Source organism: Bacillus sp. SRL337, assembly GCF_984799155.1.
In genome coordinates this window covers 4520598-4545644 of the sequence record NZ_OZ481793.1, presented here as the reverse complement: position 1 = coordinate 4545644, position 25047 = coordinate 4520598, and the positions used below count along the sequence as shown (strand labels likewise).

Annotated in this window: 23 protein-coding genes and 1 riboswitch; of the genes, 19 read left to right on the top strand and 4 right to left on the bottom strand. The window is 45.5% G+C overall.

Features of this window, described 5'->3' with window-relative positions; translation table 11 throughout:
- Positions 1-177: 177 nt before the first annotated feature.
- The 7 genes from AC4E8A_RS22705 (at position 178) to AC4E8A_RS22675 (ending at position 5984) form a co-directional block, all read left to right on the top strand.
- Complete coding sequence (locus AC4E8A_RS22705) at positions 178-687, top strand: DUF4178 domain-containing protein (RefSeq protein ID WP_490196084.1); 510 nt, start codon at positions 178-180, stop codon at positions 685-687.
- Positions 688-705: 18 nt separating this feature from the next.
- On the top strand, positions 706-1377 hold the full coding sequence (locus AC4E8A_RS22700) for a PspA/IM30 family protein (protein WP_490196083.1): 672 nt from the start codon (positions 706-708) through the stop codon (positions 1375-1377).
- Between the two features lie 162 nt (positions 1378-1539).
- A complete protein-coding gene (locus tag AC4E8A_RS22695; protein WP_490196082.1) occupies positions 1540-2142 on the top strand; it encodes a DUF4247 domain-containing protein in 603 nt (200 codons plus the stop codon).
- Positions 2143-2166: 24 nt separating this feature from the next.
- Positions 2167-2562, top strand: coding sequence for a DUF350 domain-containing protein (locus AC4E8A_RS22690; RefSeq protein WP_490196081.1), 396 nt, complete (start codon positions 2167-2169; stop codon positions 2560-2562).
- A 1055-nt stretch (positions 2563-3617) separates the two neighbouring features.
- Positions 3618-5168: a polyamine aminopropyltransferase gene (locus tag AC4E8A_RS22685; RefSeq protein WP_490196080.1), complete on the top strand. Its 1551-nt coding sequence runs from the start codon at positions 3618-3620 to the stop codon at positions 5166-5168.
- A 164-nt stretch (positions 5169-5332) separates the two neighbouring features.
- Complete coding sequence (locus AC4E8A_RS22680) at positions 5333-5803, top strand: hypothetical protein (RefSeq protein ID WP_490198965.1); 471 nt, start codon at positions 5333-5335, stop codon at positions 5801-5803.
- Between the two features lie 46 nt (positions 5804-5849).
- Positions 5850-5984 (top strand): hypothetical protein, encoded by a 135-nt coding sequence (locus AC4E8A_RS22675; RefSeq protein WP_276310266.1) that lies wholly within the window; start codon positions 5850-5852, stop codon positions 5982-5984.
- Positions 5985-6147: 163 nt separating this feature from the next.
- On the opposite strand, the gene AC4E8A_RS22670 is transcribed toward AC4E8A_RS22675, so the two are convergent.
- Complete coding sequence (locus AC4E8A_RS22670) at positions 6148-7680, bottom strand: FAD-dependent oxidoreductase (protein WP_490196079.1); 1533 nt, start codon at positions 7678-7680, stop codon at positions 6148-6150.
- Between the two features lie 195 nt (positions 7681-7875).
- Positions 7876-8721: a bifunctional 5,10-methylenetetrahydrofolate dehydrogenase/5,10-methenyltetrahydrofolate cyclohydrolase gene (locus AC4E8A_RS22665; protein ID WP_490196078.1), complete on the bottom strand. Its 846-nt coding sequence runs from the start codon at positions 8719-8721 to the stop codon at positions 7876-7878.
- Between the two features lie 103 nt (positions 8722-8824).
- Positions 8825-8912: riboswitch (ZMP/ZTP riboswitch) on the bottom strand.
- Between the two features lie 233 nt (positions 8913-9145).
- On the opposite strand from AC4E8A_RS22665, the gene AC4E8A_RS22660 reads away from it, so the two are divergent.
- The 8 genes from AC4E8A_RS22660 (at position 9146) to AC4E8A_RS22625 (ending at position 17067) form a co-directional block, all read left to right on the top strand.
- Positions 9146-9877 (top strand): SDR family NAD(P)-dependent oxidoreductase, encoded by a 732-nt coding sequence (locus tag AC4E8A_RS22660; protein ID WP_490196077.1) that lies wholly within the window; start codon positions 9146-9148, stop codon positions 9875-9877.
- A complete protein-coding gene (locus AC4E8A_RS22655; protein ID WP_490196075.1) occupies positions 9877-10908 on the top strand; it encodes an S-adenosylmethionine:tRNA ribosyltransferase-isomerase in 1032 nt (343 codons plus the stop codon). Before AC4E8A_RS22660 ends, AC4E8A_RS22655 begins: the two co-directional genes overlap by 1 nt.
- A complete protein-coding gene (locus AC4E8A_RS22650; protein ID WP_490196074.1) occupies positions 10905-11258 on the top strand; it encodes a VOC family protein in 354 nt (117 codons plus the stop codon). The genes AC4E8A_RS22655 and AC4E8A_RS22650 overlap by 4 nt, the downstream gene beginning before the upstream one ends.
- Positions 11259-11330: 72 nt before the next feature.
- Positions 11331-11975, top strand: a complete 645-nt coding sequence (locus AC4E8A_RS22645) for a YczE/YyaS/YitT family protein (protein WP_490196072.1) — start codon at positions 11331-11333, stop codon at positions 11973-11975.
- Between the two features lie 1118 nt (positions 11976-13093).
- Positions 13094-13549, top strand: coding sequence for a DinB family protein (locus AC4E8A_RS22640; RefSeq protein WP_490196071.1), 456 nt, complete (start codon positions 13094-13096; stop codon positions 13547-13549).
- Positions 13550-13679: 130 nt separating this feature from the next.
- Positions 13680-14351, top strand: a complete 672-nt coding sequence (locus AC4E8A_RS22635) for a DNA alkylation repair protein (protein WP_490196070.1) — start codon at positions 13680-13682, stop codon at positions 14349-14351.
- A 233-nt stretch (positions 14352-14584) separates the two neighbouring features.
- Entirely contained in the window at positions 14585-15682 is a 1098-nt protein-coding gene (locus tag AC4E8A_RS22630) for a PRK06851 family protein (protein WP_490196069.1), read from the top strand.
- A 203-nt stretch (positions 15683-15885) separates the two neighbouring features.
- Positions 15886-17067: a MalY/PatB family protein gene (locus AC4E8A_RS22625; protein ID WP_490196067.1), complete on the top strand. Its 1182-nt coding sequence runs from the start codon at positions 15886-15888 to the stop codon at positions 17065-17067.
- 63 nt (positions 17068-17130) lie between these two features.
- On the opposite strand, the gene AC4E8A_RS22620 is transcribed toward AC4E8A_RS22625, so the two are convergent.
- Positions 17131-18513, bottom strand: a complete 1383-nt coding sequence (locus tag AC4E8A_RS22620) for a hypothetical protein (RefSeq protein ID WP_490196066.1) — start codon at positions 18511-18513, stop codon at positions 17131-17133.
- 140 nt (positions 18514-18653) lie between these two features.
- On the opposite strand from AC4E8A_RS22620, the gene AC4E8A_RS22615 reads away from it, so the two are divergent.
- From AC4E8A_RS22615 to AC4E8A_RS22605, 3 genes are all read left to right on the top strand, one after another.
- A complete protein-coding gene (locus tag AC4E8A_RS22615) occupies positions 18654-19685 on the top strand; it encodes a TIGR00341 family protein (protein WP_490196065.1) in 1032 nt (343 codons plus the stop codon).
- Positions 19686-19859: 174 nt separating this feature from the next.
- Positions 19860-21050 (top strand): glycine C-acetyltransferase, encoded by a 1191-nt coding sequence (locus AC4E8A_RS22610; protein WP_490196064.1) that lies wholly within the window; start codon positions 19860-19862, stop codon positions 21048-21050.
- A gap of 996 nt (positions 21051-22046) precedes the next feature.
- The gene (locus AC4E8A_RS22605) at positions 22047-22985 is read left to right on the top strand and encodes an L-threonine 3-dehydrogenase (RefSeq protein ID WP_490196063.1); all 939 of its coding nucleotides are present in this window, start codon (positions 22047-22049) and stop codon (positions 22983-22985) included.
- 192 nt (positions 22986-23177) lie between these two features.
- Here the strand turns inward: AC4E8A_RS22605 and AC4E8A_RS22600 are convergent, their stop codons facing one another.
- Positions 23178-24554 carry a YjiH family protein gene (locus AC4E8A_RS22600; protein WP_490196062.1) on the bottom strand — a complete coding sequence of 459 codons (1377 nt, stop codon included), beginning with the start codon at positions 24552-24554 and terminating at the stop codon, positions 23178-23180.
- Between the two features lie 317 nt (positions 24555-24871).
- Between AC4E8A_RS22600 and sda the strand changes: the two genes are divergently transcribed.
- Positions 24872-25021, top strand: a complete 150-nt coding sequence (gene sda, locus AC4E8A_RS22595; RefSeq protein ID WP_490196061.1) for a sporulation histidine kinase inhibitor Sda — start codon at positions 24872-24874, stop codon at positions 25019-25021.
- Positions 25022-25047: the final 26 nt, after the last annotated feature.

Genomic DNA, 25047 nt, shown 5'->3' with positions numbered 1-25047 from the left:
GGAGGCAGTTCAGCACGTACGCTGTTTGTTTCGACGCCCCGCAATCGACTCGGATGGAGCGGGAACCAAAATAGGGAACAACTTTTTTATGAAACGTACATAGATTATCTGAAACTTTTCAGAAGATGCAACGTATATGTTAATAAGAACAAGTTACATTAAGGCGGAGGTGGAAACATGAGTATTCTAAAAAGGCTCTTCGGTAAAAAAGAGAAAAATGTGCCGGTCGTGAAAGATAGAAATGTTTTCACAATTGAAGTCGGGGATATTGTGGCTTATGACCTTGAAGACTATGAGGTGGTCAACAAGCTTACATATAATGACCATGGATTTGAATGGCTTGCCTATCAGCTTGAAAGTCCCGGCAAGACCGTCTGGCTTAGTGCCGAAATGGACGATCAGGTTTACCTGGGGATATATGAAAAAGCAAAGCTGAAGCTGAGTGAGCCGATCCCTGAAGAAATCGAGTATGAAGGGATTCGCTATTTTCTTGATGAGGCCGGAACGGCAAGAGTAAAAGGGGAAGGCCGCGGGAAAAATGTAGATGGTATGAACTGCCGATACTTCGATTATGAAGATGACGACGAAGAAAAGTATTTATCCGTTGAAATCTGGGGAAGTGAGATAGAGGTCAGCAGCGGGTACGAAATCAACGAATATGAAATCAAAATCATCGCCAGCAATTAATTAAATGGAGGTTGAATTATGTTTCAATTATTTAAAAGAGTGAAGACACTAGTAGGTTCTGAACTGAATGCCATGCTTGATAAAGCTGAAGACCCGGTTAAAATGCTAGATCAGTTCATGCGTGAGATGGAGGCGGATATCCGCGATGCGGAGGCAGCCGTTGCAAAACAGATTGCTAATGAAAAGATGCTTCAAAGAAAATACGAAGATGCTGATAAAATGGCTGAAAAACGCCAGCAGCAGGCAGTCAAGGCATTGGAAGCAGGAAATGATGATCTTGCCAGAAGGGCTCTCGAAGACAAGAAGACCCATAGTTCCCAAGCTGATACTTTGCGCGAGTCCTATGAAAGAGCCAAGGCCGATGCAGACAATCTGCGTTCCAAGCTAGATGAAATGAAAAATGAATACAACCAGATGAAGTTGAAAAAAGATTCGCTAAAAGCCCGTGCGGAGTCAGCAAAAACCCGTACGAAAATGAATCGTGCGATGTCTTCTATTGGTGGGGATGACTCACGAAAAGGATTCGAACGCATGGAGGAAAAGGTCCTCCAATATGAAGCGGAAGCTGAAACCAGCGATGACATGAGATCTTCCAGCCGCAGCCTCGATGATGAATTGGATGCACTCGACAAAAACAACGATATTGATGATGAATTGGCAGCGCTGAAGAAACAATTAGGCAAAGAATAAATAGTTCATCAGGGACCGCACTCTACAGCGGTTCCTGATTATGTTTGTGTAAAGCTTGTGCTGGATGGGATGAAAACCAGAGTGGTCTTTAAAAAACATGAGGACTAATGAATCAAGGGAAGCCAATGGATATGAAAAATCCAATATGAAAGAGGTGAGAGAATGAAGAAGCCGTTAGCGGTCTTGATCCTTTTAATGGTTATGCTGGCCGGCTGTGGTCCAAGTGCTGGATCAGGGGGCGGTTCGATATTTAAAGAAGGTGTCGCCGATTTTATCAATAATAATTATACCTTTTCGGATACGGTAGCCAGTGCCACGGAAAACAGCAATTATTCAGAAGTGTACATAGCAGAAAATCAATCAATAGATGAGGTGTCCCAAGCGATTCAGGACCATCAGAAACCGGCAAAGGTCAGTGAAAAGAAAGACAATAAGCAGGTGCTCGTCTATGACCAGTTATTTGTCATCCTGACAGCAGATGAGCAAAACAGTGCCGACACTATGATTGAAGTGGCCAATGACCAGTTTGTCCGCAACAACTACAGCCCTGATTTCTTTGATGGCTTGCTGCTCCTCTGGGTATTGGATGAAGTGCTCGATGTCGATGACTGGGGCAAAAAACAGCGGTTGAAATGCAGGAATAACCCTGATTCATGCTATGGCGGATACAGCTCCTCGGGAGGAAGTTTCAAGGGATACAATAAGTCACCTATCCGCGGCGGATCCTCTTCGGTAAGGGGCGGCGGTCCGGGTGCAGGAAAATAATCAATTGAGAAGGGGGAAGAAGAAATGGAACCATTTATTTTAACAGTTATGTATTTTGCAGTAGCGATAATCATCGTCCTGTTCGGGCTTTATATCTTTGAACTGCTGACAAAAAAATATAAGGATTGGGATGAGGTGCTCAAAGGGAACAATGCAGTGGCCCTTTCCATCAGCGGTAAAATCATCGGAATCTGCATCATCCTGGCTTTTTCAATTTATCACAGCTCCGCTTTAACAGACACACTGATTTGGGGAGTATTCGGTGTCATCTTACAAATGGTGGCGTATTTGCTGTTTGAACTGCTCACAAGAAAATTCTCAGTCGAAGAGCAGCTCCACAAAGGAAACATTGCAGTGGGAATCATCACCTTTGCCGTATCAGTGGGACTGGCGTTCGTCATTGGGGCGTCTATTACCTAAAAAGCGGTAAGGTCCCGCTCAGCGGCGTACGGACTGGAAGGCTTCCGCATGAGATAAAGGAATCACAACGAGCGAGTGCGAGTTGATGATGACTTATCGCAAGGAGGAAGACTGAAGTACGATAGCTGCTGGGGCCTTGAAGCTGGATTACCTAAAAAGCGGAAAGGTCCCGCTCAGCGGCGTACGGACTGGAAGGCTTCCGCAGGAGATAAAGGAATCACAACGAGCGAATGCGAGTTGATGATGACTTATCGCAAGGGGGAAGACTGAAGTACGATAGCCGCTGGGGCCTTGAAGCTGGATTGACTAAAAAGCGGAAAGGTCCCGCTCAGCGGCGTACGGACTGGAAGGCTTCCGCATGAGATAAAGGAATCACAACGAGCGAATGTGAGTTGATGATGACTTATCGCAAGGAGGAAGACTGAAGTACGATAGCCGCTGGGGCCTTGAAGCTGGATTGACTAAAAAGCGGAAAGGTCCCGCTCAGCGGCGTACGGACTGGAAGGCTTCCGCATGAGATAAAGGAATCACAACGAGCGAATGTGAGTTGATGATGACTTATCGCAAGGAGGAAGACTGAAGTACGATAGCCGCTGGGACCTTGAAGCTGGATTGACTAAAAAGCGGAAAGGGCAATAGGCTGGATGACTAAACGGGCATGGCTTTAATAATAGTCTGTTTCCGTATGGGTTTTTCCCTTGGATACTAGAGGAGCCTTTCTATCTGAATGGAAGAGCCGCTCTTTGTTTCAACCCTTTTGCGTTGTTTCGGGTGAATAGGGCAATATATTTCGCATTTATATTTAATATCAGTAAAGCTTACGAAAAGAGCCTAATAAAGGTTATGCTATAACAACATTTCAGCCAGAATTTGTTTTTTGTAGTTGATCGAGCGGAAGGATGCGAGATTTTTTTGCGGAACCAGCGGGACAGGTGTGACCAAAGTTGCGAATTCTCCCGAAGAGTAACTCCGCAAGCACAGCTGGGAAGGCTCACCGCCCACCCTGCCGAGTCGTTCATCCTAGCGCGGACATCAACGAAAGAGGGGACCTATTAGTGGAAAACGACGGAATTCGAAAAACAAAAGCAATTTATTGGGCTTCAGGGATTGTCTCGATTTGCGGGATCATCTTTGAAGTCTTGTTTGGTGCAGCTGGCTCCTACATCCTCGGAGATGGTGTCAAGCAATACACGCTCACCATTTCACTCTTTTTGACAGGAATGGGAATCGGAGCTTCAGTCAGTGAGAAGGTAACCAGGAATCTTATTATCTCGTTTATCTGGATTGAACTGCTCATTGGACTGATTGGCGGGCTCTCCATATTCACTTTATTCGGCGTCACTGCTTTTTTCGGTGAGGGATCGGATGCCTTTTTCCTTTATGCGGTGACAGCGATTGTGGGAGCATTGACAGGAGTGGAGCTGCCGATTTTAATCCGAAAGGCCAATGAGATTGGCGAAACCCTGAATCGCAGTACGGCCAGGGTGCTTTTTTCTGACTATGCAGGCGGTCTTATCGGCGGACTGCTGTTTGTATTCTTATTAAGGCCGCAGCTGGGTCTTGTAAAGACAGCCTTTGTTGTGGCACTGGTGAATGTTATCGTGGCTCTTTGGCTGATGTTTTATTTTAGAGATGAAATCACCTCGCTAAAAAAACATGGAACAGCGGGGGTTCTGGTCATGCTCTTTCTGTTTACAGGGGTATTTTGGGGGGAGGAAATGGCCTTTTCTTTTGAACAAAAGCTGTATCGCGATCCCATCATCCATTCTGAGAACACAAACTATCAGCAGATCATCTTGACGAAAGAGCAAGGTGACTTACGGCTGTTTTTGGATGGGCAGCTGCAGTTCAGTTCATCAGATGAGTATCGATATCATGAAACACTGGTACATCCCACAATGGCGGCTGCCGAGAGGAAAGAGAAAGTATTGATTCTAGGCGGCGGTGATGGACTAGCCATCAGGGAATTGAGGAAATATGACGAGGTCAAAGAGATCACCCTGGTGGATCTTGATCCAAAAGTTGTTGAGCTTGCCCGGACGAATCCATCCATATCGGCGCTTAACGAGCATGCTTTCGAGGATGAGCGGGTGGAGGTGATCAATCAGGATGCCTTTACCTTTTTGGAAAAGGCTGATGAGTTTTATGATGCCATTCTGGTGGACTTGCCTGACCCCAATAATGAATCGTTAAACAAGCTGTACACACTGGAATTTTACCAGTTACTGCGCAACCATCTTCCTCCAGGCGGAGCGATTATGGTGCAGAGTACAAGTCCGACGTTTGCAACCGAAGTGTACTGGACAATCGATAAAACCATTCAATCTGCAGGTCTTAAGACAGAAAATCTGCATGTGGATGTCCCTAGTTTCGGGGATTGGGGATTTGTCTTGGCAGGACGGGAAGACATCTCTTTATCCAACCTTGATTTGAAAAAAGAAACAAAATTTTTAACTGACACAGTCTTGAAAGGCTTGGGTACATTCGGAAAAGATATTGATTCTTCGATTACCGATAAGGATGGCCGGTCAGTTGAACTTGAAATCAACACCTTGATGAACCCCGTTTTGATTCAAAAATATGAAAAAGCATGGTCAACGTATTAGGCATCTCAATGTCTAATACGTTTTTTTTTTTCATTACCGGCTAATGTATTAGGAAAGCGGCATTTTGCCATGAGAAACTCATGTTTAATGAATTCAGGAATACACTAAACGTAAAGGGCTCAGGTTCTACCTGAATACTTAGAAAAGGTGTGTTTGATTTGGAAGTGGACAGTAATTTGCAGCAAATCACAAGTACCTTGCAAGCAAGAGCAGGCAGCAGTGTTCATGTGATTCTCGAGAAAAATTTTCCCGGAAAACGGATTGCCGGCGGAAAGTACAATATGGGCACACACACAATCACGATGTATGTCGATGAAATCAAAAGGCAATGTAAGATGCTCTTCAAGACACTGGACTGTTTTTACGAATACTTTACCGTTGTTTTCGCTCATGAACTAGGTCATGCCGAGGATGACGAACTTGAGGGATTGGCCGACAGAATGGATGTGGCCGACGATTATGAACGAAAGCGGATTGCTTTGCGGATTGAAGAAAATGCCTGGTGCATAGCGAAAGATCTGATTCCCGACCTCGACAGCAACTTCATTCATGGAATTATTGAGGAGTCACTGCTTTTCTATCGCGATCAGGTCAAGATAGAAACGGTCTCTGTTCCGGCTTGTATAATTCCGTGAGGGTCTCTTCATACTATAGGTGAAAGAAAACAAAGGAGAGATGAGCATGGGACGCACGAAGTCTGGCAACGGGAACGCACAGCGTAATGATAACCAGAAAAAAGGGAACCGGACGAGCACCGAAATGGTTGAATTCACAACAGGTGACGTGAAGAAGAAAAAGAATCGATTCCAGGACTAATAAAAAGGGCATCTCTTAGTGAGGTGCCCTTTTGTGTGGCTGCTTTTTGGCATTTTAAGCCAAGCTGGATCACGAAAATTGTAAATGAGTCGATGAGAACAGCAAAATCGCTGCTAAAATCAACAATAACTGTTTTACAGGCTATGCTGACTAACCTGAATCATTAATCCAGTTTCTTCAAAGGTTTCTTAGCCGGCCCTTCCAAGACTTCCCCATCAATAGAGAATCTGGAGCCGTGGCAAGGGCAGTCCCATGTGCGTTCTCCATGGTTCCAATGAACTTCACATCCCATATGTGTACAAGTCGTATCAACGATATGAAGTTGGCCTTCGTCATCTCTGAAGGCACCGCCTTTTTGCCCGTTGACCGTTACATGCCCGGCTTCTCCTTCTTTCAAGTCTTCCGGCGATGTTGAAGCAGGCGTGATTTTGCCTTTGATCAGGTGTTTGGCAACGTCGCCATTTTGCTGAAGGAAGTGCTTGATGCTCGGATCCGCAGCAAATCGGGACGGGCTGAATATTTCTTCGTAAGGGCTGGCTTTTTTTACAATTAAATCGGATAGAATCATACCTGCTGCAGTCCCTGATGTCATACCCCACTTCTTGAAACCTGTTGCGACAAAGATATTTTTATGGGAGGAAGTAAGTTGGCCGATATAGGGAACTTTATCGACTGATATTAAGTCCTGGGCGGACCACCGGTAGGAGATCTGCTCAATGCCAAGGACAGATTCTGCATATTCCTCAAGGGCTTCGTAATGTTTGACAGTTTCTTTGCCCTGGCCCGTTTTATGGTCATCCCCGCCGACCAGTATCAATTTCTCTCCACTTGTATTGGTAAACCTGAGTGATCGCGATGGACTTTCTGCGTTCAGGTACATACCCCCCGGAAACTCCTTTTTCGCCTTGATACCGAGAATATAGGATCGGCTTGCATACATCTTTGCAAAATAAAATCCCATGCCATCAAAGAAAGGAAAGTGCGAACAAATCAGGACATTGCTGCAAGTCACTTTGTGGCCGTCTCTTGTCACAACGACTGGTTTGTTTCCTTCCTGGATATCAACGGCGGTTGTGTTTTCATATAGGGTACCGCCATTTTTGGTGAACTCCTCAACAAGTACTTTCAAGTATTTTAACGGATGATATTGAGCTTGGTTCTTCATGACCACAGCCGATTTGATAGGGAGATCGATTGGCAGTTGCTCAACCAATTCCCCGTTGATCCCGAGTTTAGTATAAGCTGTGAATTCCTTTCGCACCTTCTGATCGTACTTTTCCGTGATGGCGTAGACATATGCATCTTCTTCTGTCAGATCACAGTCGATTTGCAGATCGCTGACATTCTTCTTTATGTATTGCAGGGCATCATCATTTGCCTGGTAGTACGTCTTTGTGAGGTCAACGCCGAAATGCTGGATGAGCTCATCATAAATAAGCCCGTGCTGAGCGGTGATTTTGGCCGTCGTATGGCCGGTTGTGCCATTAAGGATATTATTCGCTTCTATAATCGCTACATTCTTTCCTTGCTTGGCTAGTTCGTAGCCTGCGGTAAGCCCGGCGATACCGCCGCCGACAATGGCAATATCCACTTCTGCATCCTGGTTGAGTGCCGGGTAGTTTTCAAAGCTGACGGTTTCCCTCCAGTAAGGTTCGGGGGCTTTATTCATAGCCTGTTTCTTATCTTCTGGTGACATAATAGACCTCCTAAATATCCTGATAGAACTATATTTTCCAAAAAGAGGGTAATTATGCTTTGGTTATAGGGCTTTACCACTTTAAAGCAGTGGGGGACTGTCCCCCGCTGCTTTAAAGTGCTAAAGGGGATTCGAGGTACCAAATCGATAAGCAACAAAAAAAGACTCTGCACAAGTGCAGAGTCATACTTGCCATTAGATCAACTTTTCTGCCGCTTTGACGGTTTGTTTCAGAAGCATGGATATGGTTACCGGGCCGACACCGCCTGGAACAGGTGTGATGGCACCTGCACGTTCAAGGCATTCTTCATAGTCAACATCACCGATATTGCCTTTGTTATAACCGGCATCCAGGACCATTGCTCCCTCTTTGATCCAGGCTCCTTTTACAAAATTCGGCTTGCCGACAGCTGCTATTACGATATCTGCGCTGCTTACAATGTCTGCTAGATTCTCTGTATAGGAATGGCAGGTCGTGACCGTAGCATTGCGGTTTAACAGCATCATGGAGACTGGTTTGCCGAGGATCGGACTTCTGCCAATGACGACAGCATGTTTTCCTTCAATCGGCAGTTCGTAAAAATCCATGATCTCAAGGATTGCTGCTGGTGTGCAGGAAGGATATGTGCCGAATCCAAGTGAAGTCTGTCCGAATCCAAGTGACGTGACTCCATCCACATCTTTTTCAATCGCAATGGCTTCAAAAGCTGCTCGTTCATCAATCTGAGGGGGAACAGGATGCTGAAGAAGGATTCCATGGACACCTTCATCCTCGTTTAGTGATTGAATTGTGTTTAATAATTCTTCTGTCGTTGTGTCATTAGCCAATTCGATTTTCTTTGAAAGGATGCCGAGACGTTCACAGGCATTTCCTTTCATTTTTACATAAGTGGCCGAAGAAGGGTCATCACCGACTAGGATTGTGGCAAGACAAGGTGTGATTCCATTCTCTTTCAGTTTTTCGACTCTTGGCTTCAGACTGTCCTTTACGGCAGTTGCGACACGGCTGCCATCCAGAATTACCTTTTCGTTCACGATCATTCTATTCCCTCCTGGTTAATGTCTTTGGGTTTTGATTTCAGAACAAGAAAAGAGACTGATCTACAGAACATGCTTCTCCCTAAAAAGAGTGGTCCTGCAAATCAGCCTCAGCCCAGGCGAACGGCTATTAAGCTTAAAAAAGCAGCTCCCTTGTGGTTGGTTCCACATTTTCGCCAGTCACTGCCTTTATCGTTTTAATTGTTAAATACAGTATAACACGAATATAAAAATAATTTCTACCCATAATGTTCGTTTTTGAACAATTAACGATGAAGCTATATTTGCTGCAACTGCACTTTTTCATCCAAAAGTCGCAGACTGCCATCCGGCTAATTAGTGAAAGCGTTCTCTCCCTTATACCCGATTAGTTTAAGAGGATCTCTCAATATAATAAAAGTACAACTGAACGAAAGGGGATTATAAAATGAATCAAAATAAAGCAGTGGTTATGATTACGGGTGCATCCAAAGGATTAGGGAAAGAGCTTGCATTTGCTTTTGCCAGAGAGGGAGCCAAGCTTGCGATCTGTGCGCGAGGTGAGGAAAAGCTGAAGGAAGTGCAAAGGGAAATGGAAAGAATGGGAGCGGAGGTGCTAGCAGTGGCAGCCGATGTATCAAATTCCAGGGATGCAGACCGGTTCGTTTCTATCACGGAAAGCGTTTATGGACGTGTTGATGTGTTAATCAATAATGCATCCATGTTCGGCAAAGGACCATGCCTGCTGCTTGATTACACAGATGAGGAGTTTGAGAAAGTAGTGAAGGTCAACACAATGAATCCGTTCATCATGACCAAACGTGTTCTTCCGGGGATGGTTTCACGTGGAACAGGTTCAGTGATCAATCTGACTTCGGAAGCAGGTAAAACTGGGTTTGCTGAGTGGGGTGCGTATGGTATCAGTAAATTTGCGGTGGAAGGATTGACCCAGACATGGGCTGATGAACTCAGTGGGACGGGTGTACGGATGAATATGGTCGATCCCGGGGAAATGGATACGGAAATGCATGACAAAGCGGTGCCTGACTGCGACTATGAGCTTGCCGATCCGGCAGATGTTGTTGGCATCTTTTTATATCTTGCTTCCGATCAAGCGTCAGGTGTAAACGGGCAGAGGTTTGAAGCGCAAAATTTCAATGTAAGTGAGGAGGCACACTAATGGCAGCCATCAAAAATGCCTTTGAGATACCGCAATCACTTAACGCTAAAGTTCCGGCTGAACGGCGGGGAAAAGGGAGGGATGATGTCAGGTTGATGGTCATGGACGGGGAGGACGTTCTTCATGAACGATTCTCCTCTCTCGCAGACTTTCTCAATGAGGAAGATCTTCTCGTCTTTAACAACAGCCGTACGATTCCGGCGGTCTTAAAGGCAACTGTGTGTCATCATGAAGTGGAGATAAGGTTATCCAGACAGCTGGATGATCAACGCTGGGAAGCATTGCTTTGGGGCGGTCTGTTTTCAGCTGGAGATGAATTGCTCATGAACAATGGAGTGAAGGCTGAGGTCACAGGCGCTGGCAAAGAAAAACCGCTGATCATCCTCACCTTTTCCATAAGCGGTGTCGAGCTGATGGACTATATATACAGCTGGGGGGAACCGATCCGCTATGAATATATTGATTCAGACTGGCCACTCGATGCTTATCAAACTGCCTATGCATCTGTTCCCGGTTCCGTTGAGATGGCATCCGCAGGGCGTGCGTTTTCCTGGAAGCTGTTCGAAAATCTAAAGAGAAAAGGAATCAAGATGGCTTTTTTGACACTGCATACCGGCTTGAGTTATTACGGAAATGACCGCTGGCCAAATCCGGATAAACATCCCGAGGCTTATCATATCCCGAAAGAAACGGTCGACCTCATCCATTCGGTAAAAAAAGCCAACGCCCGGGTAATCGCAGTCGGAACAACGGTGGTCAGAGCATTAGAGACAGCTGCTGATGAACATGGGATTCTAACGGAGGTTGAGGGTATCACCAACCTATATATCAAAAAAGAACATCAATTGAAGACCGTTGACGGATTGGTCACGGGTCTCCATGAACCGGAAGCGACCCACTTGGAAATGCTCATGGCGTTCACTCACGAACATCGGCTTTTTGCTGCCTACCGACAAGCGTTGAAAAGGCGCTACCTTTGGCATGAGTTCGGTGATATGAACCTGATTTTAACAGGGGATTCACAACCATGAAGTGGCACCATGGGGGGATTGAGGTCAGAAGCCTGGAGACATCGTCCGCCTTTTATGAGAATCTTTTCCGATTTGAAGTACAGGAATGCCTGGTCCTGGATGATGAAAAAATAATTTTCCTGAACCACGGGAAGGTCACCCTTGAGTTGATTAAGGGTGAGGAGAATCAGCTCGGCCCCTCAGACCTTCACTTTGCCTGGGAGGTAGAGGATCTTTCCGGGTGGAGGGAGCATCTGGAAGAGTCCGGTCTGAATCCTGTTGATGGTCCATATCATGTAGATGGCGGGATGACTGTCATTTTTTACAAAGGCCCTGACGGGGAAGTGATTGAGCTTGTTTCCCGGAGTTGAGGTGTTTATTAAACTAGCAATATATGATAAAGTATTTCGGGTGACAAACTAACAATTAGGATGGGATTTTTCATGAACAGAGAATATAGATTGCGCTGGTCGTTCTTTACCATCGGATTATTAGTCCTGGCATTCGGAATTACGTTAACAATTAAGGGAAAAGACTTGGGCATCGGCCCTTGGGATGTTTTCCATTATGGTCTGTTCCTGAAGTTTGGTCTGACGATCGGAACCTGGTCCATCATTGCCGGTCTTATCCTTCTATTGGTGACCGGACTCGCAACCAAGACGTTTCCTAAAATAGGCGCATTTCTGAACATGCTGTTAATCGGTTTATTCATAGATTTTTTCAATTTTATCATTCCCGATCCTTCGTCTATCGTGATTCAGAGCATCTTATTTGCGGCCGGGACGATTATCCTTGGATATGGTATCGGTCTTTATGTATCTGCTGACTTTGGTGCCGGCCCGCGTGACAGTGTGATGCTTCTCATTGTAGAGAAAACAGGCTGGAAGATTCAGTGGGTGAGAAACGGTATTGAAGTGGCGGTGTTCCTGCTGGGGTGGTTGTTGGGCGGTCCTGTCGGGATCGGGACGATTATCATCGCTTTCTTCCTTGGATCGGTTGTCGGGATCTCCCTGCCGCAATGCCAGCGCCTCCTGCGTAACATGATTGAAAGAGGGGCCAGTACAGAAACGGTTTCTACAAAAATATAGTTTTTCTAAAAAGGCATATCATTGTTGATGTGTCTTTTTATTTGGCCCTTTTCGTAACCTTTGTTGCTAGTCCATATGAATGTCAATTACTATTTTGGTCCTTCACCGGGTAACCCCTGTAAGCAGGAAAGAAAGAGCTGCTCTTCCTTTCTCGATGGGGAATCCATGGAATTAACCCGTTCGGTTGAGAGGGAGAAAATGCCTATTTGCTGGTGGTTTTGCGGGTTAAAATTTGCAGGCTGTTTTGAAGTGTAATATGTATGAAAAATTGCACAAAAAAGAGGAGCTGCCAACGACCTTGCAGCTCCTCACTTCTATTATGCGTTATTTAGTTAAGCCCCAGATCGGTTGAACAGCGGGTTTCCCGTTAAACTTTGCATTCTTCAGCAATGAAACAAGGTTCTCTGCTGATTGAGGTTTATAGAGGGAAAAATTCCCCTTAATCAGCAAATAGTATTGAAAACAGCTTAAATAGAGGGAGAAATTCCTATTATTTGACTCAAAAAACGTGAAGATAGGCAGATTTGCTTTGAATAAAGGGAAAAACTCCCCTTATTTTCCGCAAAAACCACGTCTACTCTACATCTAACGGTAAAATCTCCCCTTATTTTTCTATCACTCGTTACTCCCCCTTTCTCTTCCCATCTAGTGTATCTGACAATAACGAATCCGCGGACAAAGTTGTAACATAAAATGCAGACCAGTTTGCAACACCACATACATTTATGCGGTAGTGCAAATTGGCCTGCAAATCAGTATGCAGCAATAAGTGAAAAAACACCGAAACCATTGATATGCCGATAAAAAAGGCGATACAAAATGCTATGCAAATTGTACCGCAAATTCCCTTTCAATTTATTGGTTTCTCCCTCTGCACTGAACGGGTTATCCATGGAATACAGGAGGGATTCTTCCGAAGCTACAATTAATGCGAAAACAGCCATTTATTAGTGGAAGGCTTTGTGTACATTGCTGCTTTCGTAAAAACCCTGGTACCCAGGGATTATCAGGTGTAGTATGGGAAAATTCCAACAAAGATAAGGAAAGAGCGTGTAGGAAAGAAGGTGAAACCTGCCTTGTTGAAGAAGGAGATAACAAAACCTACAAATTGGAGGAAGATGATGGAGAAACTATCCCAGCTTTTTGATTATCATGCCTGGGCAACGGATAAGTTGCTTGGTTACATAGAACAGGAGGTGCCAGGTGCCTTTTCAGCTCAAATGAAAAGTGTGTTTCCATCGATTGAGGAAACCTTCCAGCATCAATTGGAAGTGGATCTCTTGTGGTATGGCAGAATGAACAAAGAGTTCCAGGGGGAGTACAAGACACTTTCGTCTCCTGGGGCATACCGGAAGGCGTTTCAGGAATTACATGGGGAGATCAAGGGATTCATTGCAGGCCGTCCGGATTTAACTATCCCGGTCCACTACCGTATTTCGTCTGGGGAAGACTTCACCAATCGTATGGATCATGGCACTTATCACCGGGGAAATATCAGCGCCATGCTCCGTCAGCAGGGACACCAGGGGCATTCCACGGATTATATCTATTTCTTGAGGGCGATGGACCGATGAAAGAGTATATTGGAGACTGCCGGAGGTGCGGTAAGCCTGTTTATTGCCTGGATGGTTTTTTCAATGGTGTCCATGATGCGGATACCATTACTTGTTTTGAGTGTGTAGAAACCCAAGAGGAGGATGACAAATGACGTATGCACAGTCACTGATCAATTTTTTCAGACAGCATGGAAATGAAGAAAATGCCGGCCCAATGGAAGCTTATATGCGGAATCAGTTTGAATTTCTGGGAATTAGAACGCCTGAAAGAAAAGCGCTGCTTCGAGATTTTATAAAAGAAAACGGAATACCGGCGCTGGATGTACTTCCAGAAGTTGTACGGACACTTTGGGATCAGCCTGAACGGGAATTTCAGTACCTGGCTCTTACCCTTTTGGATAAGGAAAGAAAGAAGCTCACTCCTGAGCATCTTTCACTGCTTGAGGAGCTGATTGCCAGGAAATCCTGGTGGGATACGATTGATACAATTGCTTCCCGGCTTGCGGGCTTTGTGATCAAAAAATACCCGCAAGAAGGGGACCGATACTTGGAGAAATGGATTGCCGCCGATGATTTATGGCTGAACAGAACAGCGATTCTTCATCAGTTGAGTTATAAAGGAGATACCAATGAAGAAAAGCTGTTTTCATATATCAGGCAGCATTCTCCGTCAAAGGAATTTTTTATAGAAAAAGCGATAGGATGGGCATTAAGGGAGTATTCGAAAACGGCTCCGGAGCCTGTCATCCGGTTCATTGAAAAAGAAGATCTGCGCCCGCTGAGCAAGCGGGAAGGATTGAAGTACTTGAAAAATCATTAGAATTAAATGAAACGGGAACACGGACCAGCGCCCAGTGACTCCTTCCTTGGAATCGAGCAAGGCCTTCACCGGTTTCACTTTTTTTGAATTCTATATATGTGCAAGCCCTCCAACCCGCAAGTCGCTGACCGGCTGCTTGTACTTTTTACATTGGGCATTCACCCAGCAGGAAGCTCTGCATAAGATAGAATGTGTTCTCCTATTTTATCAGTATCCGAAAAGGAGTGTTTGCGGTGAGCGGAAAAGTACGTAATTATTATGCGGGCGGAAATACAGCGCGGGGCTTCCACAGCTTGTATGCATCAAACTTGCAGGGGCTGGACCGGCTGTTCATCTTGAAAGGCGGACCGGGGACCGGAAAGTCATCCTTGATGAAAGCGATTGGCAGCCACTGGAGCGCAGAAGGATGGGACGTGGAGTACCTGCACTGTTCTTCTGATAATGAAAGCATAGACGGCTTGATCATTCCAGCGTTGAATGCAGGTATCGTCGACGGAACGGCCCCTCATGTCATTGAACCGAATATTCCAGGTGTTGTCGAGGAATATATCAACCTTGGTTCTGCTTGGGATTCAAATATTCTTAGAAACCATAAGGAAGAGATTACAGCCCTGACGGCGAAAATTTCCACTGCATTTCAGACAGCCTACAGCACATTTGCCGAGGCTTTGAAAATTCATGATGACTGGGAAAAAATTTATATTGGAAATATGAGCTTTGAAAAATGCGATGCTTTGACTGCTGAGCTGATGGAAACTTTCTTCTCCCATATATACTTAAATAAAAAAGGCCAGGTAAGGCACCGCTTCCTTGGAGCAGCAACTCCTAAAGGGCCACGTGATTTCATCGGCAATCTGACCGAGGACCTGCCAAAGCGCTACTTCATCAAAGGCAGGCCGGGAACAGGGAAATCGACGATGCTCAAAAGACTCGCACAGGCTGCCGAGGACAGGGGACTTGATGTGGAAATCTATCATTGCGGTTTCGACCCGAACAGCCTCGATATGGTGATTGTCCGTGAACTTGGTTTTGCGATTTTTGACAGCACAGCTCCGCATGAGTATTTTCCTGAACGCAGCGGAGATGAAATCGTTGATGTGTATGAAAGGGCCGTCACGCCGGGAACGGATGAAAAATTCGCCTATGAGACCAAGGGAATCGGCAAGAACTATGCAGCTAAAATGAAAGAAGCCACATCTCATCTGGCAGCAGCCAAGGCCCTTCATGATGAACTTGAAGCGTATTATATCGAAGCTATGAACTTTGATGTAGTCGAAGACCTGAAGAACACCATCCAGGCAGAACTGGAGCAATTGTCTCAGAAGAAGTAGAAGCGGAAAGGATAATCCGGAATACGGGTTATCCTTTTTTGCGTTAACACGTTAAACTGCTGAGAGGGACTGTCCCTTTTAGTAGTTTAACGTGTTAAAGACACGCGTTTTGGCAGCAGTATCCCAATGCAAACCGTTTTTAAATTCATGGTATAGTGGTAAATAGGGGATACAAAGTAAAGGGAGAAAAGGGGGAATTAACGATGAATTGGAATGACTGCATTGAGCGGCATAACACCCACTCGGTCAAATGGTCCTTTTCCGATGAAGAGATCATCCCGATGTGCATAGCTGATATGGATTTTCAAGTATCAGGGGCCATAACAGAAGCAATGAAGGAAAAGGCGAAGCATGGTATCTATGGATATACGACGTTCAGCGAGCGGTATTTCCGTGCCATCCAGATGTGGTGGGAAAAACGCCATGGCCTGGAGGTGGGAAGGGAATGGATTGCATTCAGTCCGGGGATCATTCCGGGAATGAACATCCTGCTTGGACTGTTAACTCAACCGGGAGAGGCTGTCATTGTACAGGATCCTGTTTATTATCCGTTCTACAGCACAATTGAAAACAATTGTTGTACAGTCTTGAAAAATACTCTTACATATAAAAATGGCCATTATCAAATGGATTTTGATGATTTAGAGGCGAAAGCGGCAGATCCTAAAACGAGAGTGCTGATTCTTTGCAGTCCGCATAACCCTGTCGGCCGGGTCTGGACAAAGGACGAGCTGGAGCGTGTTGCGGAAATATGCCTTCAGCATGATGTCTGGATCATTTCGGATGAGATGCATGGCGACCTTGTCTTTGAAGGATCTGCTCATCATTCGTTATTCAGCATTGATGAGAAACTTAAACAGAACAGCATCCTTTGTGCGGCTCCGAGTAAGACCTTCAATATTGCCGGGCTTCAGACATCGATCTTGATGATCCCAAATAAAGAATTGAAGGAGAAATATGAGCAGAAGCTGCTGAGTTTTGGAATGGCCCGTCCAAATGCGTTCGGTGTCGAGGGGACGATAGCGGCCTACGAGCAGGGAGAACCATGGCTGAATGAGCTGCTGATGTATCTGGAAGAGAACCGCCGGTTTGCCGTCCATTATCTACAGGAAAACATCCCTTCAGTTAAGGCGGTCATACCTGAAGCCACTCACCTTATCTGGCTGGACTGCTCAGCATTAGGTATGGAACATGAAGAACTGTTTGAATTCTTTTTGGTGGAAGCCAAGATCAAGTTTGATGAAGGATACAAATTTGGACCAAGCGGCAGCAGGTTTGTCCGGATGAACATTGCCTGTCCGCGTGAAAGGCTGTCCCTGGCATTGCAAAGGATGGATGAGGCCGTCTTGCGGAAACGCATCCAAGATCGGGCTGGATCGCTATAAAAGGTAAATGCTCTAAATCATACAATTGAAATAGGTAAGGCTGCTTTAAAAGCAGCCTTTTTTCTATGCCCTCTTCTGCATCTCCATCAATACCTGCTGGTAGGCCTTTGCTTCGTTTGCCATCCCTTTCTCCTGGTATAAGCGGGACAGCCATTTGACCGGCGCGGGGTCATGGGGACGCAGCTCCATGTCCCAGCTGAAGCAGTCGATCGCACGGTCGATGACATTGAATTGATAGTAGAACTCGCCTAATTGAGACTGATGGTCGGGATCGTCCAGCAGTGTATTCATCTTTTTGATTTTCTCCGCTATCGGCAGCGAAATATTTTCTGATTGAAGGGGGGACATCCACTCAGCTACAAACGGTACATCATGCCCCTTTAGCAGAGATTGGACACAGGAATTTAAGATTCTATCCAGTTTTGCCGGCTCTGTTTGGAGAGCTGGAATGAGAATAGTGTTGAGTTTTTCTATGGGAATGGAAGCCTGCTGCCAGTGTATTTTTTCAAAGAGGTCCGTCATAAAGTCAGTGTTAATCCTGCTGGCGCTCTCAGGTGCGCGGCATAGCAGTTCCAGAGCTTTCTCATGTTCCCCCGCTTCTTTCAGTTCTTGGAGGAGCTGCTGCACAAATTCATGATTAGTCGGAATTTCTTTTGCGAGAGCATATAACAGTTCACGATAGTCATCTTTATTGAAGTGGGTGCGTAACCATAAGGTCAACGGTTGAAGGGTTTCACGGCAAGGGTTTCTCTGCACGCTTTCAATCATCAGGGCCGTGACAGTGAGCTTCTGGTTCTTTTTAAGCACCAGTTGTTGAAGTGTTTCGCTGCTATTTTGTTCATGCCTGCTTTTCCAAAGCTCTGAGGCTGCATAAAGAGGGTCTTTTTCTATTAGTTTAATCGGTTGCTGCATATACATTTTTTCATACTGACGGAAGTTTAAATCGGCTGAGGTTTGGCGTACCCATGCATTTTCAGGAGCGGTTTCAGCCAGGATTTTCAAAATTTTATAAGCGTGAAGGAACTGCCCGTTTCGGCGGTACTGATAGTAATGGTTCCGGATCAGTTTGAAGATTTTTTCATGTGGGATGAAGGCATCCAGGGCACTGAATATATAGGATGTTTCCTGGGGGGGCATTGCAGCTTGCAGTTTTTTGTGAAGCTCATTGAAGCTGATCACCTTTGATTTTATGTTCTGCTTGATCAGCTCATCTGCAAGGGGATGCGGACATAAAAAAACAATTCCCTCTTTAAAAGCCTGTTCGATAAATGAGCTGCGTTTGAGCTTCAAGGCTTTTTTATAAGTCAGGAATTGTTCTTTATAGAAAAATAGGTAATGAAGTTCGTGTTGGGAATTGACTGCTTCAACAAAAGCGATATCCCTGTAAAATGCGATTCGTTCAGGGGTGAACTCTCCGTGCTCCAGCAATGCCTTATTGGTCGTCACAATGACCGCCTCCTTTTGGCTTCAGTATAACACACTTCCCTGGTGACAGTCACAACCCGGAATTTGTCGATTGGAGTAAACTTCCCAACTCTTAGCAATACTAGGTGCAACTGAAAGTTTAGCCGATAGAGGGTGAAAGCATGTCATTGCAGTTAATTGAAGCCTACATCCCTAAGAAACATTTCAAAAAAGTGGATGAAAAGCTTCGAAAATTCTATTCTACTTCTTACGTGGTGCGCGATCATTCAAAAGAAAAATGCCTTGTCAGGATGATTGTCAAAACCAACGATTCAGAGGAAATCCTGAATTATCTCGAAAGCATCATCAATGTAGTCGACGGCTTCGAAGCTACATTGTTTCCTGTCCAGAGCCACATCAGGCGCAAAACGGAAGAGGAAATAAAAGACGAAAAAAAGGAAAAGGAAGAAGAACGCAATTCGATTCAACGGGCGAGCAGGCACGAGTTGTATGTGAAGATTGAGTCGATGAGCAATATTCATCTGAACTATTTATTATTCGTCATCCTTTCTTCCATTGTGGTGACGATTGGAATCATCAAGAACAGTTCGGCCATTGTCATCGGGGGGATGGTGATCGCTCCTCTGCTCGGACCGGTGATTTCGCTGGCTTTCGGCTCGATCCTGGGCGATTTCAAACTTGTCAGGCAGGCCTTGCTTACTGTTCTGACAGGGGTCGGGATTTCCTTGCTTATTGCGATATTGTCAGGGCTCTTGCTGCCTGTCCCAGTGGAAAGCGAAGAGTTTTTATCGAGGATGAAGGTCGATTATTTAGATGGAATCCTGGCCCTCGCTTCAGGTGCAGCGGGTGCGCTGGCCATCTTGAGAGGTTCTCCCAGCTCAATAGTCGGGGTAATGGTGGCAGTGGCTTTGCTTCCTCCAGCCATTGTCCTTGGAGTGACAATCGGAGCAGCCTTATGGGAGCATGTCCTTCCGTCCTTTTTACTGTTGTCAGTGAATATTAATAGTATTCTCCTGTCAGCGGTGGTCGTTTTTAACCTGTCCGGGATCCGGCCAATCAAATATGATGAAATCCAAAGGGCCAATAACTCAAGAAAATTTGCCTTGATCTTTGTCAGTATCATTTTTTTATTTCTGATTATCACGATTTGGTTTAATAATCATGCTTACTCTGCTGGTGCTTACTTTGAGTGAGAGGACATTTAAGCATAATAACTTTGTCCGTCACACGTAAACATGTTAGAATGAATTAGGATGAAATATAGCTGACCACTATAGATTAGCTTGATAATAATGTACGTCTGGGGCGTACAATTGTTTTTGAAGCGTTTACATTTCTCACTATTTTATAATGGAGGGTTCAATAATATGACGAGCAAAAAATTAGATCAGTTTTTAAGTGAAAACCTGAACGATTTAAAAGACCGCGGTCTTTATAACGAGATCGATCCAGTCGAAAGCGCAAACGGCCCAATCATTAAAATCGGCGGAAGAGAGTTGATCAATCTTTCTTCCAACAACTACCTTGGACTGGCAACCGATGAGAGACTGAAGAAAGAAGCAATCACAGCCGTTGAAAAATACGGTGTCGGTGCAGGAGCAGTGCGTACCATCAATGGTACCCTCGACATCCACCTGGAGCTTGAAAGTAAAATAGCAGAGTTTAAAGGAACGGAAGCAGCGATTGCTTACCAATCTGGCTTCAACTGTAATATGGCAGCCATTTCTGCTGTCATGAATAAGCATGACGCCATCCTATCTGATGAATTGAACCATGCTTCCATCATCGACGGATGCCGGCTTTCCCGCGCGAAAGTGATCCGCTATAACCACTCTGACATGGAAGATCTTCATGCCAAAGCAAAAGAAGCGGTTGAATCGGGCCAATACAATAAAGTAATGGTGATTACGGATGGTGTATTCTCTATGGACGGTGATGTTGCGAAGCTTCCGGAAATTGTGGAAATCGCCGAAAAATTCGACATCATGACGTATGTGGATGATGCCCATGGTTCCGGTGTCCTTGGAAAAGGTTCCGGTACGGTTAAACATTTCGGATTGTCTGACCGGGTGGACTTCCAAATTGGTACGCTGTCAAAAGCCATCGGGGTCATCGGCGGCTACGTTGCTGGTAAGCAGAACCTGATTGACTGGCTGAAAGTCGCATCAAGGCCATTCTTGTTCTCCACTGCTTTGACACCTGCAGATGTAGCAGCGACAACAAAAGCACTCGAGCTGATCTTAAACAGCACAGAACTTCAAGATAAAATGTGGGAAAACAGCACATATCTGAAAGAAGGCTTAAAGAAACTCGGTTTTGATATCGGCAAAAGTGAAACACCAATCACACCTTGCATCGTCGGTGATGAAAAAACGACTCAGCAGTTCAGCAAGCGCCTGAACGAAGAAGGCGTCTATGCAAAATCCATCGTCTTCCCTACAGTGCCGCGCGGGACGGGCCGTGTAAGAAATATGCCGACAGCTGCCCATACAAAAGAGATGCTCGATGATGCACTTGCCATTTATGAAAAAGTCGGAAAAGAGATGGACCTGATCTAAAAAGAGTTTTTATCAGGATACTTTTTGAAAATAGAAGCGTTTTATAAAGGGATTGCTGGAGCGGAAGGTGAGCGGCTCCTGCGGGATTACGTACCCAATGAATGTAATCCCGCAGTCCAGCTGCCGAGGATTCGTACCCACCGGAACGGACGAAGAGCCTAAGAGTTGTCCTGGAAAAAATCCAACATCAACTCACGGTGTTCGTTGTGTTTCCTATATCTTATGCGGAAGCCTTCCAGTTTGTACGCCGCTGAGCGGGGCCATTCCGCTTTATAGTCAATCCAGCTCCAGCGCCTAGCCCCTCGGGATCATAAGCCAATCCGTCAAGAAGGTTAAAGAGCAACCTTCCCGCCGGCTCGTCTTATGCCTTCGGGGCTGAACAAGGCGCTTTATAGTCAATCCAGCTCCAGCGGCCAGCGCCTAGCAGATTTCGGTCTCTCTCCTTGCGATTAGTCATCATCGAATCGCTGTCGCTCTTCGTGATTCCTATATCTCATGCGAGAGCCCTCCAATCTGTACGGCGCTGAACGGCCGCTTGCGCTTTATAGTCAATCCAGCTCCAGCGGCCAGCGCCTAGCAGATTTCGGTCTCTCTCCTTGCGATTAGTCATCATCGAATCGCTGTCGCTCTTCGTGATTCCTATATCTCATGCGAGAGCCCTCCAATCTGTACGGCGCTGAACGGCCGCATGCGCTTTATAGTTAATCCAGCTCCAGCGCCTAGCCCCTCGGGGTCATAAGCCCATCCGTCAAGAAGGTTAAAGAGCAACCTTCCCGCCGGCTCGTCTTATGCCTGTCGGGGCTGAACAAGGCGCATGCGCTTTATAGTCAATCCAGCTCCAGCGGCCAGCGCCTGGCAGATTTCGGTCTTCCTCCTTGCGATAAGTCAACATCGGCTCGCTCTGCTTGCCGTGTTTCCTTTATCTCATGCGGAAGCCCTCCAATCTGTACGGCGCTGAACGGCCGCTTGCGCTTTATATACAGGAGGTTGCAAAAGATGAAGAAGATTTTAGTAACGGGGGCTCTTGGCCAGATCGGGTCGGAGCTTGTCCTTAAGATGCGCGAAATCTATGGCACAGACAATGTCATTGCTACGGATATCCGCACAATCGATAGTGAAGTGGTCACAGGAGGACCGTTTGAAATCCTTGACGTGACTGATGGAGAAAAGATGCTTGATATAGCCAAGAAGCATCAAGTGGATACGATCATCCATTTAGCGGCACTATTATCCGCGACAGCAGAAGCAAAACCGCTTTTGGCATGGAACCTGAATATGGGCGGGCTTGTGAATGCACTTGAAGTGGCGAGAGAACTTAATTGCAAGTTCTTTACACCAAGTTCAATCGGAGCATTCGGACCGTCAACTCCAAAGGATCAAACTCCGCAGGACACCATCCAGCGTCCGACCACAATGTATGGTGTCAACAAAGTATCTGGTGAGCTGCTTTGTGACTATTACTATAATAAATTTGGCGTGGATACCCGCGGTTTGCGTTTCCCCGGGTTGATTTCCTATGCGACACCACCGGGCGGCGGCACAACCGATTATGCAGTCGATATCTATTATAAAGCAATTGAAAACGGCTCTTATACTTCTTATATCGACAAAAGCACGTATATGGACATGATGTACATGCCGGATGCACTGAATGCCATCATTAATTTGATGGAAGCAGATCCATCCAAGCTGAAACACAGAAACTCATTCAACGTCACAGCTATGAGCGTAGAACCGGAAATGGTGGCGGCAGCAATCCGCAAGCACATTCCGGATTTTAAACTCGACTATGACGTAGACCCGGTCAGACAAAGAATCGCTGAAAGCTGGCCGAACTCAATTGATGCTTCTGCTGCGGCTGAAGAGTGGGGATTCAAGGCAGAATATGATCTTGCGCGTATGACAGAAGATATGCTGAACAAATTGAAAAAGTAGGATTGAATGAGCGGATGCCTGGTGCATCCGCTTTTTTAAATGTCCAGTTTCACTGGGGATTATGTCTAAAAGACGCTTTTGCTCCAACTTTCAGGTTGATTGTGCCCATGGACAACATTATTGCGTTAAATATAGTCCCCCGGATAATAAAAACCCCCGCAGCCCAGATGGTTTGCGGGGGACGAATCAACGTTAGAAAATGATATGCCCGATTACTACAATAATCGGCAAGGTAATGATCGTTCTTTCCAAGAAAATGAATACCAGGTCTTTAAAGTTGACTGGGATTTTTGAGCCCAGCAGCAATCCGCCTACTTCTGATAAATAGATCAGCTGTGTCACGGAAAGGCTGGCAATGACAAAGCGTGTCAGTTCACTTTCAATCCCTGACCCGAAGATTGCCGGGAGGAACATGTCTGCGAAACCGACAAGGATGCTTTCGGATGCAGCCGCAGCTTCAGGAACCTGCAATAGTTCAAGAATCGGGATGAAAGGCATTCCGATCCAGCTGAAGACAGGTGTGTTTTCAGCGATGATTAATGCGGTTGTCCCGATGGCCATGACAATAGGTGCAACCCCAAGCCACATATCCAATACATTTTTAAATCCATCTGCAAAGAATTTTCCCAGGTTATTATTTTTGCGGGCCTGTACCAGCGCCTGCTCGAAACCATATCCCAGTCGTGAGTATCCTTCTGGGATCAGTTCCATTGTATCCTCGCCTTCCTGGCCGTTATAATAAGTATTCGGCTTTCGCGAGAGCGGTGGAATCCTCGGCATGATAAGGGCTGCTACAACCCCTGACAGCACAACGGCTCCATAGAATGGCAAGAAGTAATCTCCGAGTCCTACTTCAGAAATGACGACAAGGCTGAAGGTAATGGATACAACAGAGAATGTCGTCCCGATGATGGCGGCTTCCTTTTTAGTATAATAGCCGTCTTCATACTGTTTGTTCGTCAGAAGCACCCCGATGGTTCCATCACCAAGCCAGGAGGCAAGAGCGTCAATCGATGAACGCCCAGGCAGTCCGAACAGCGGTCTCATCACCTTGGTCATCAGGGCACCCAGCAGTTCCAGCAAGCCGAAATTTAACAGGAGCGGCAGGAACAGGCCGGCAAAGAGAAAGACTGAGAAGAGGATGGTCAGCAGCCCGTCCACACTCAACAGTAATCCGCCCGTAGCATCAGACCAGACCCATTCAGGTCCAACTTGGAATAGCGTCATTACGGCATAGATTCCCCCGAAAAGCCGAATGATCAGCCATACCGTATTGACAGCAAATAAGTTATTTAAGAAGGCATTATTCATAATAATATCGGGTTTAAAGATTTTAGCTGCAAAAGAACCCAAAACCGTCACGATAATTAATCCGGTCATGATGGCTGGGACATATTCCCCAATCGTGTCCTGAACGAATCCGGAAAGAATTGCAATCGGAATCGTAACCGCATCATCCTGCGGGATTGGGATCATAAATAAAATTATTCCTAAAAGAGACGGGATCAGAAATAGAAGCACATTTCCCGTACTCGCCTTAGCTTTGACTTTCGATTGTCCTTTGTCCATTTGACTTCACCTCAACAACGTAATAAAATACATGATAATTTATATTTATTCAACTGTCCAGACATACCTTAAAATACCAAGCTGCCAAGCAAGTTTCCCTCCCTTCCATTCCCCTTTCTTCTATTATAAAAACAAAAGAAGATATATTCAAAATTTTATATCAAGTCTGGCGAATTCGATAGAGTCTTCTGTTTGACTTCTGTAAATCAATCTTGAAATTCATATAAAAAATGAAAAAAATTAGGAATAAAGGTTTAGTAATAGGTAAAACAGGGTAAACAGCCAGCAATGTCAATCGAAAGCAGCAGGTGAACGGGATGAATTCTCTTTTTGGCCTAACGGATAATGAAGTCATGGAAATATATCAGCGTTCGGTAGAAGAGGATGTTGTGGTGGAATTTACAGAAATGGTAAAAAAGGAAATCAACAGACGCGGCCTGATGGAAAAGCTAGTGAAGCAGCCTTAAATAAGGGGCTTCTTTTTTTATTTACG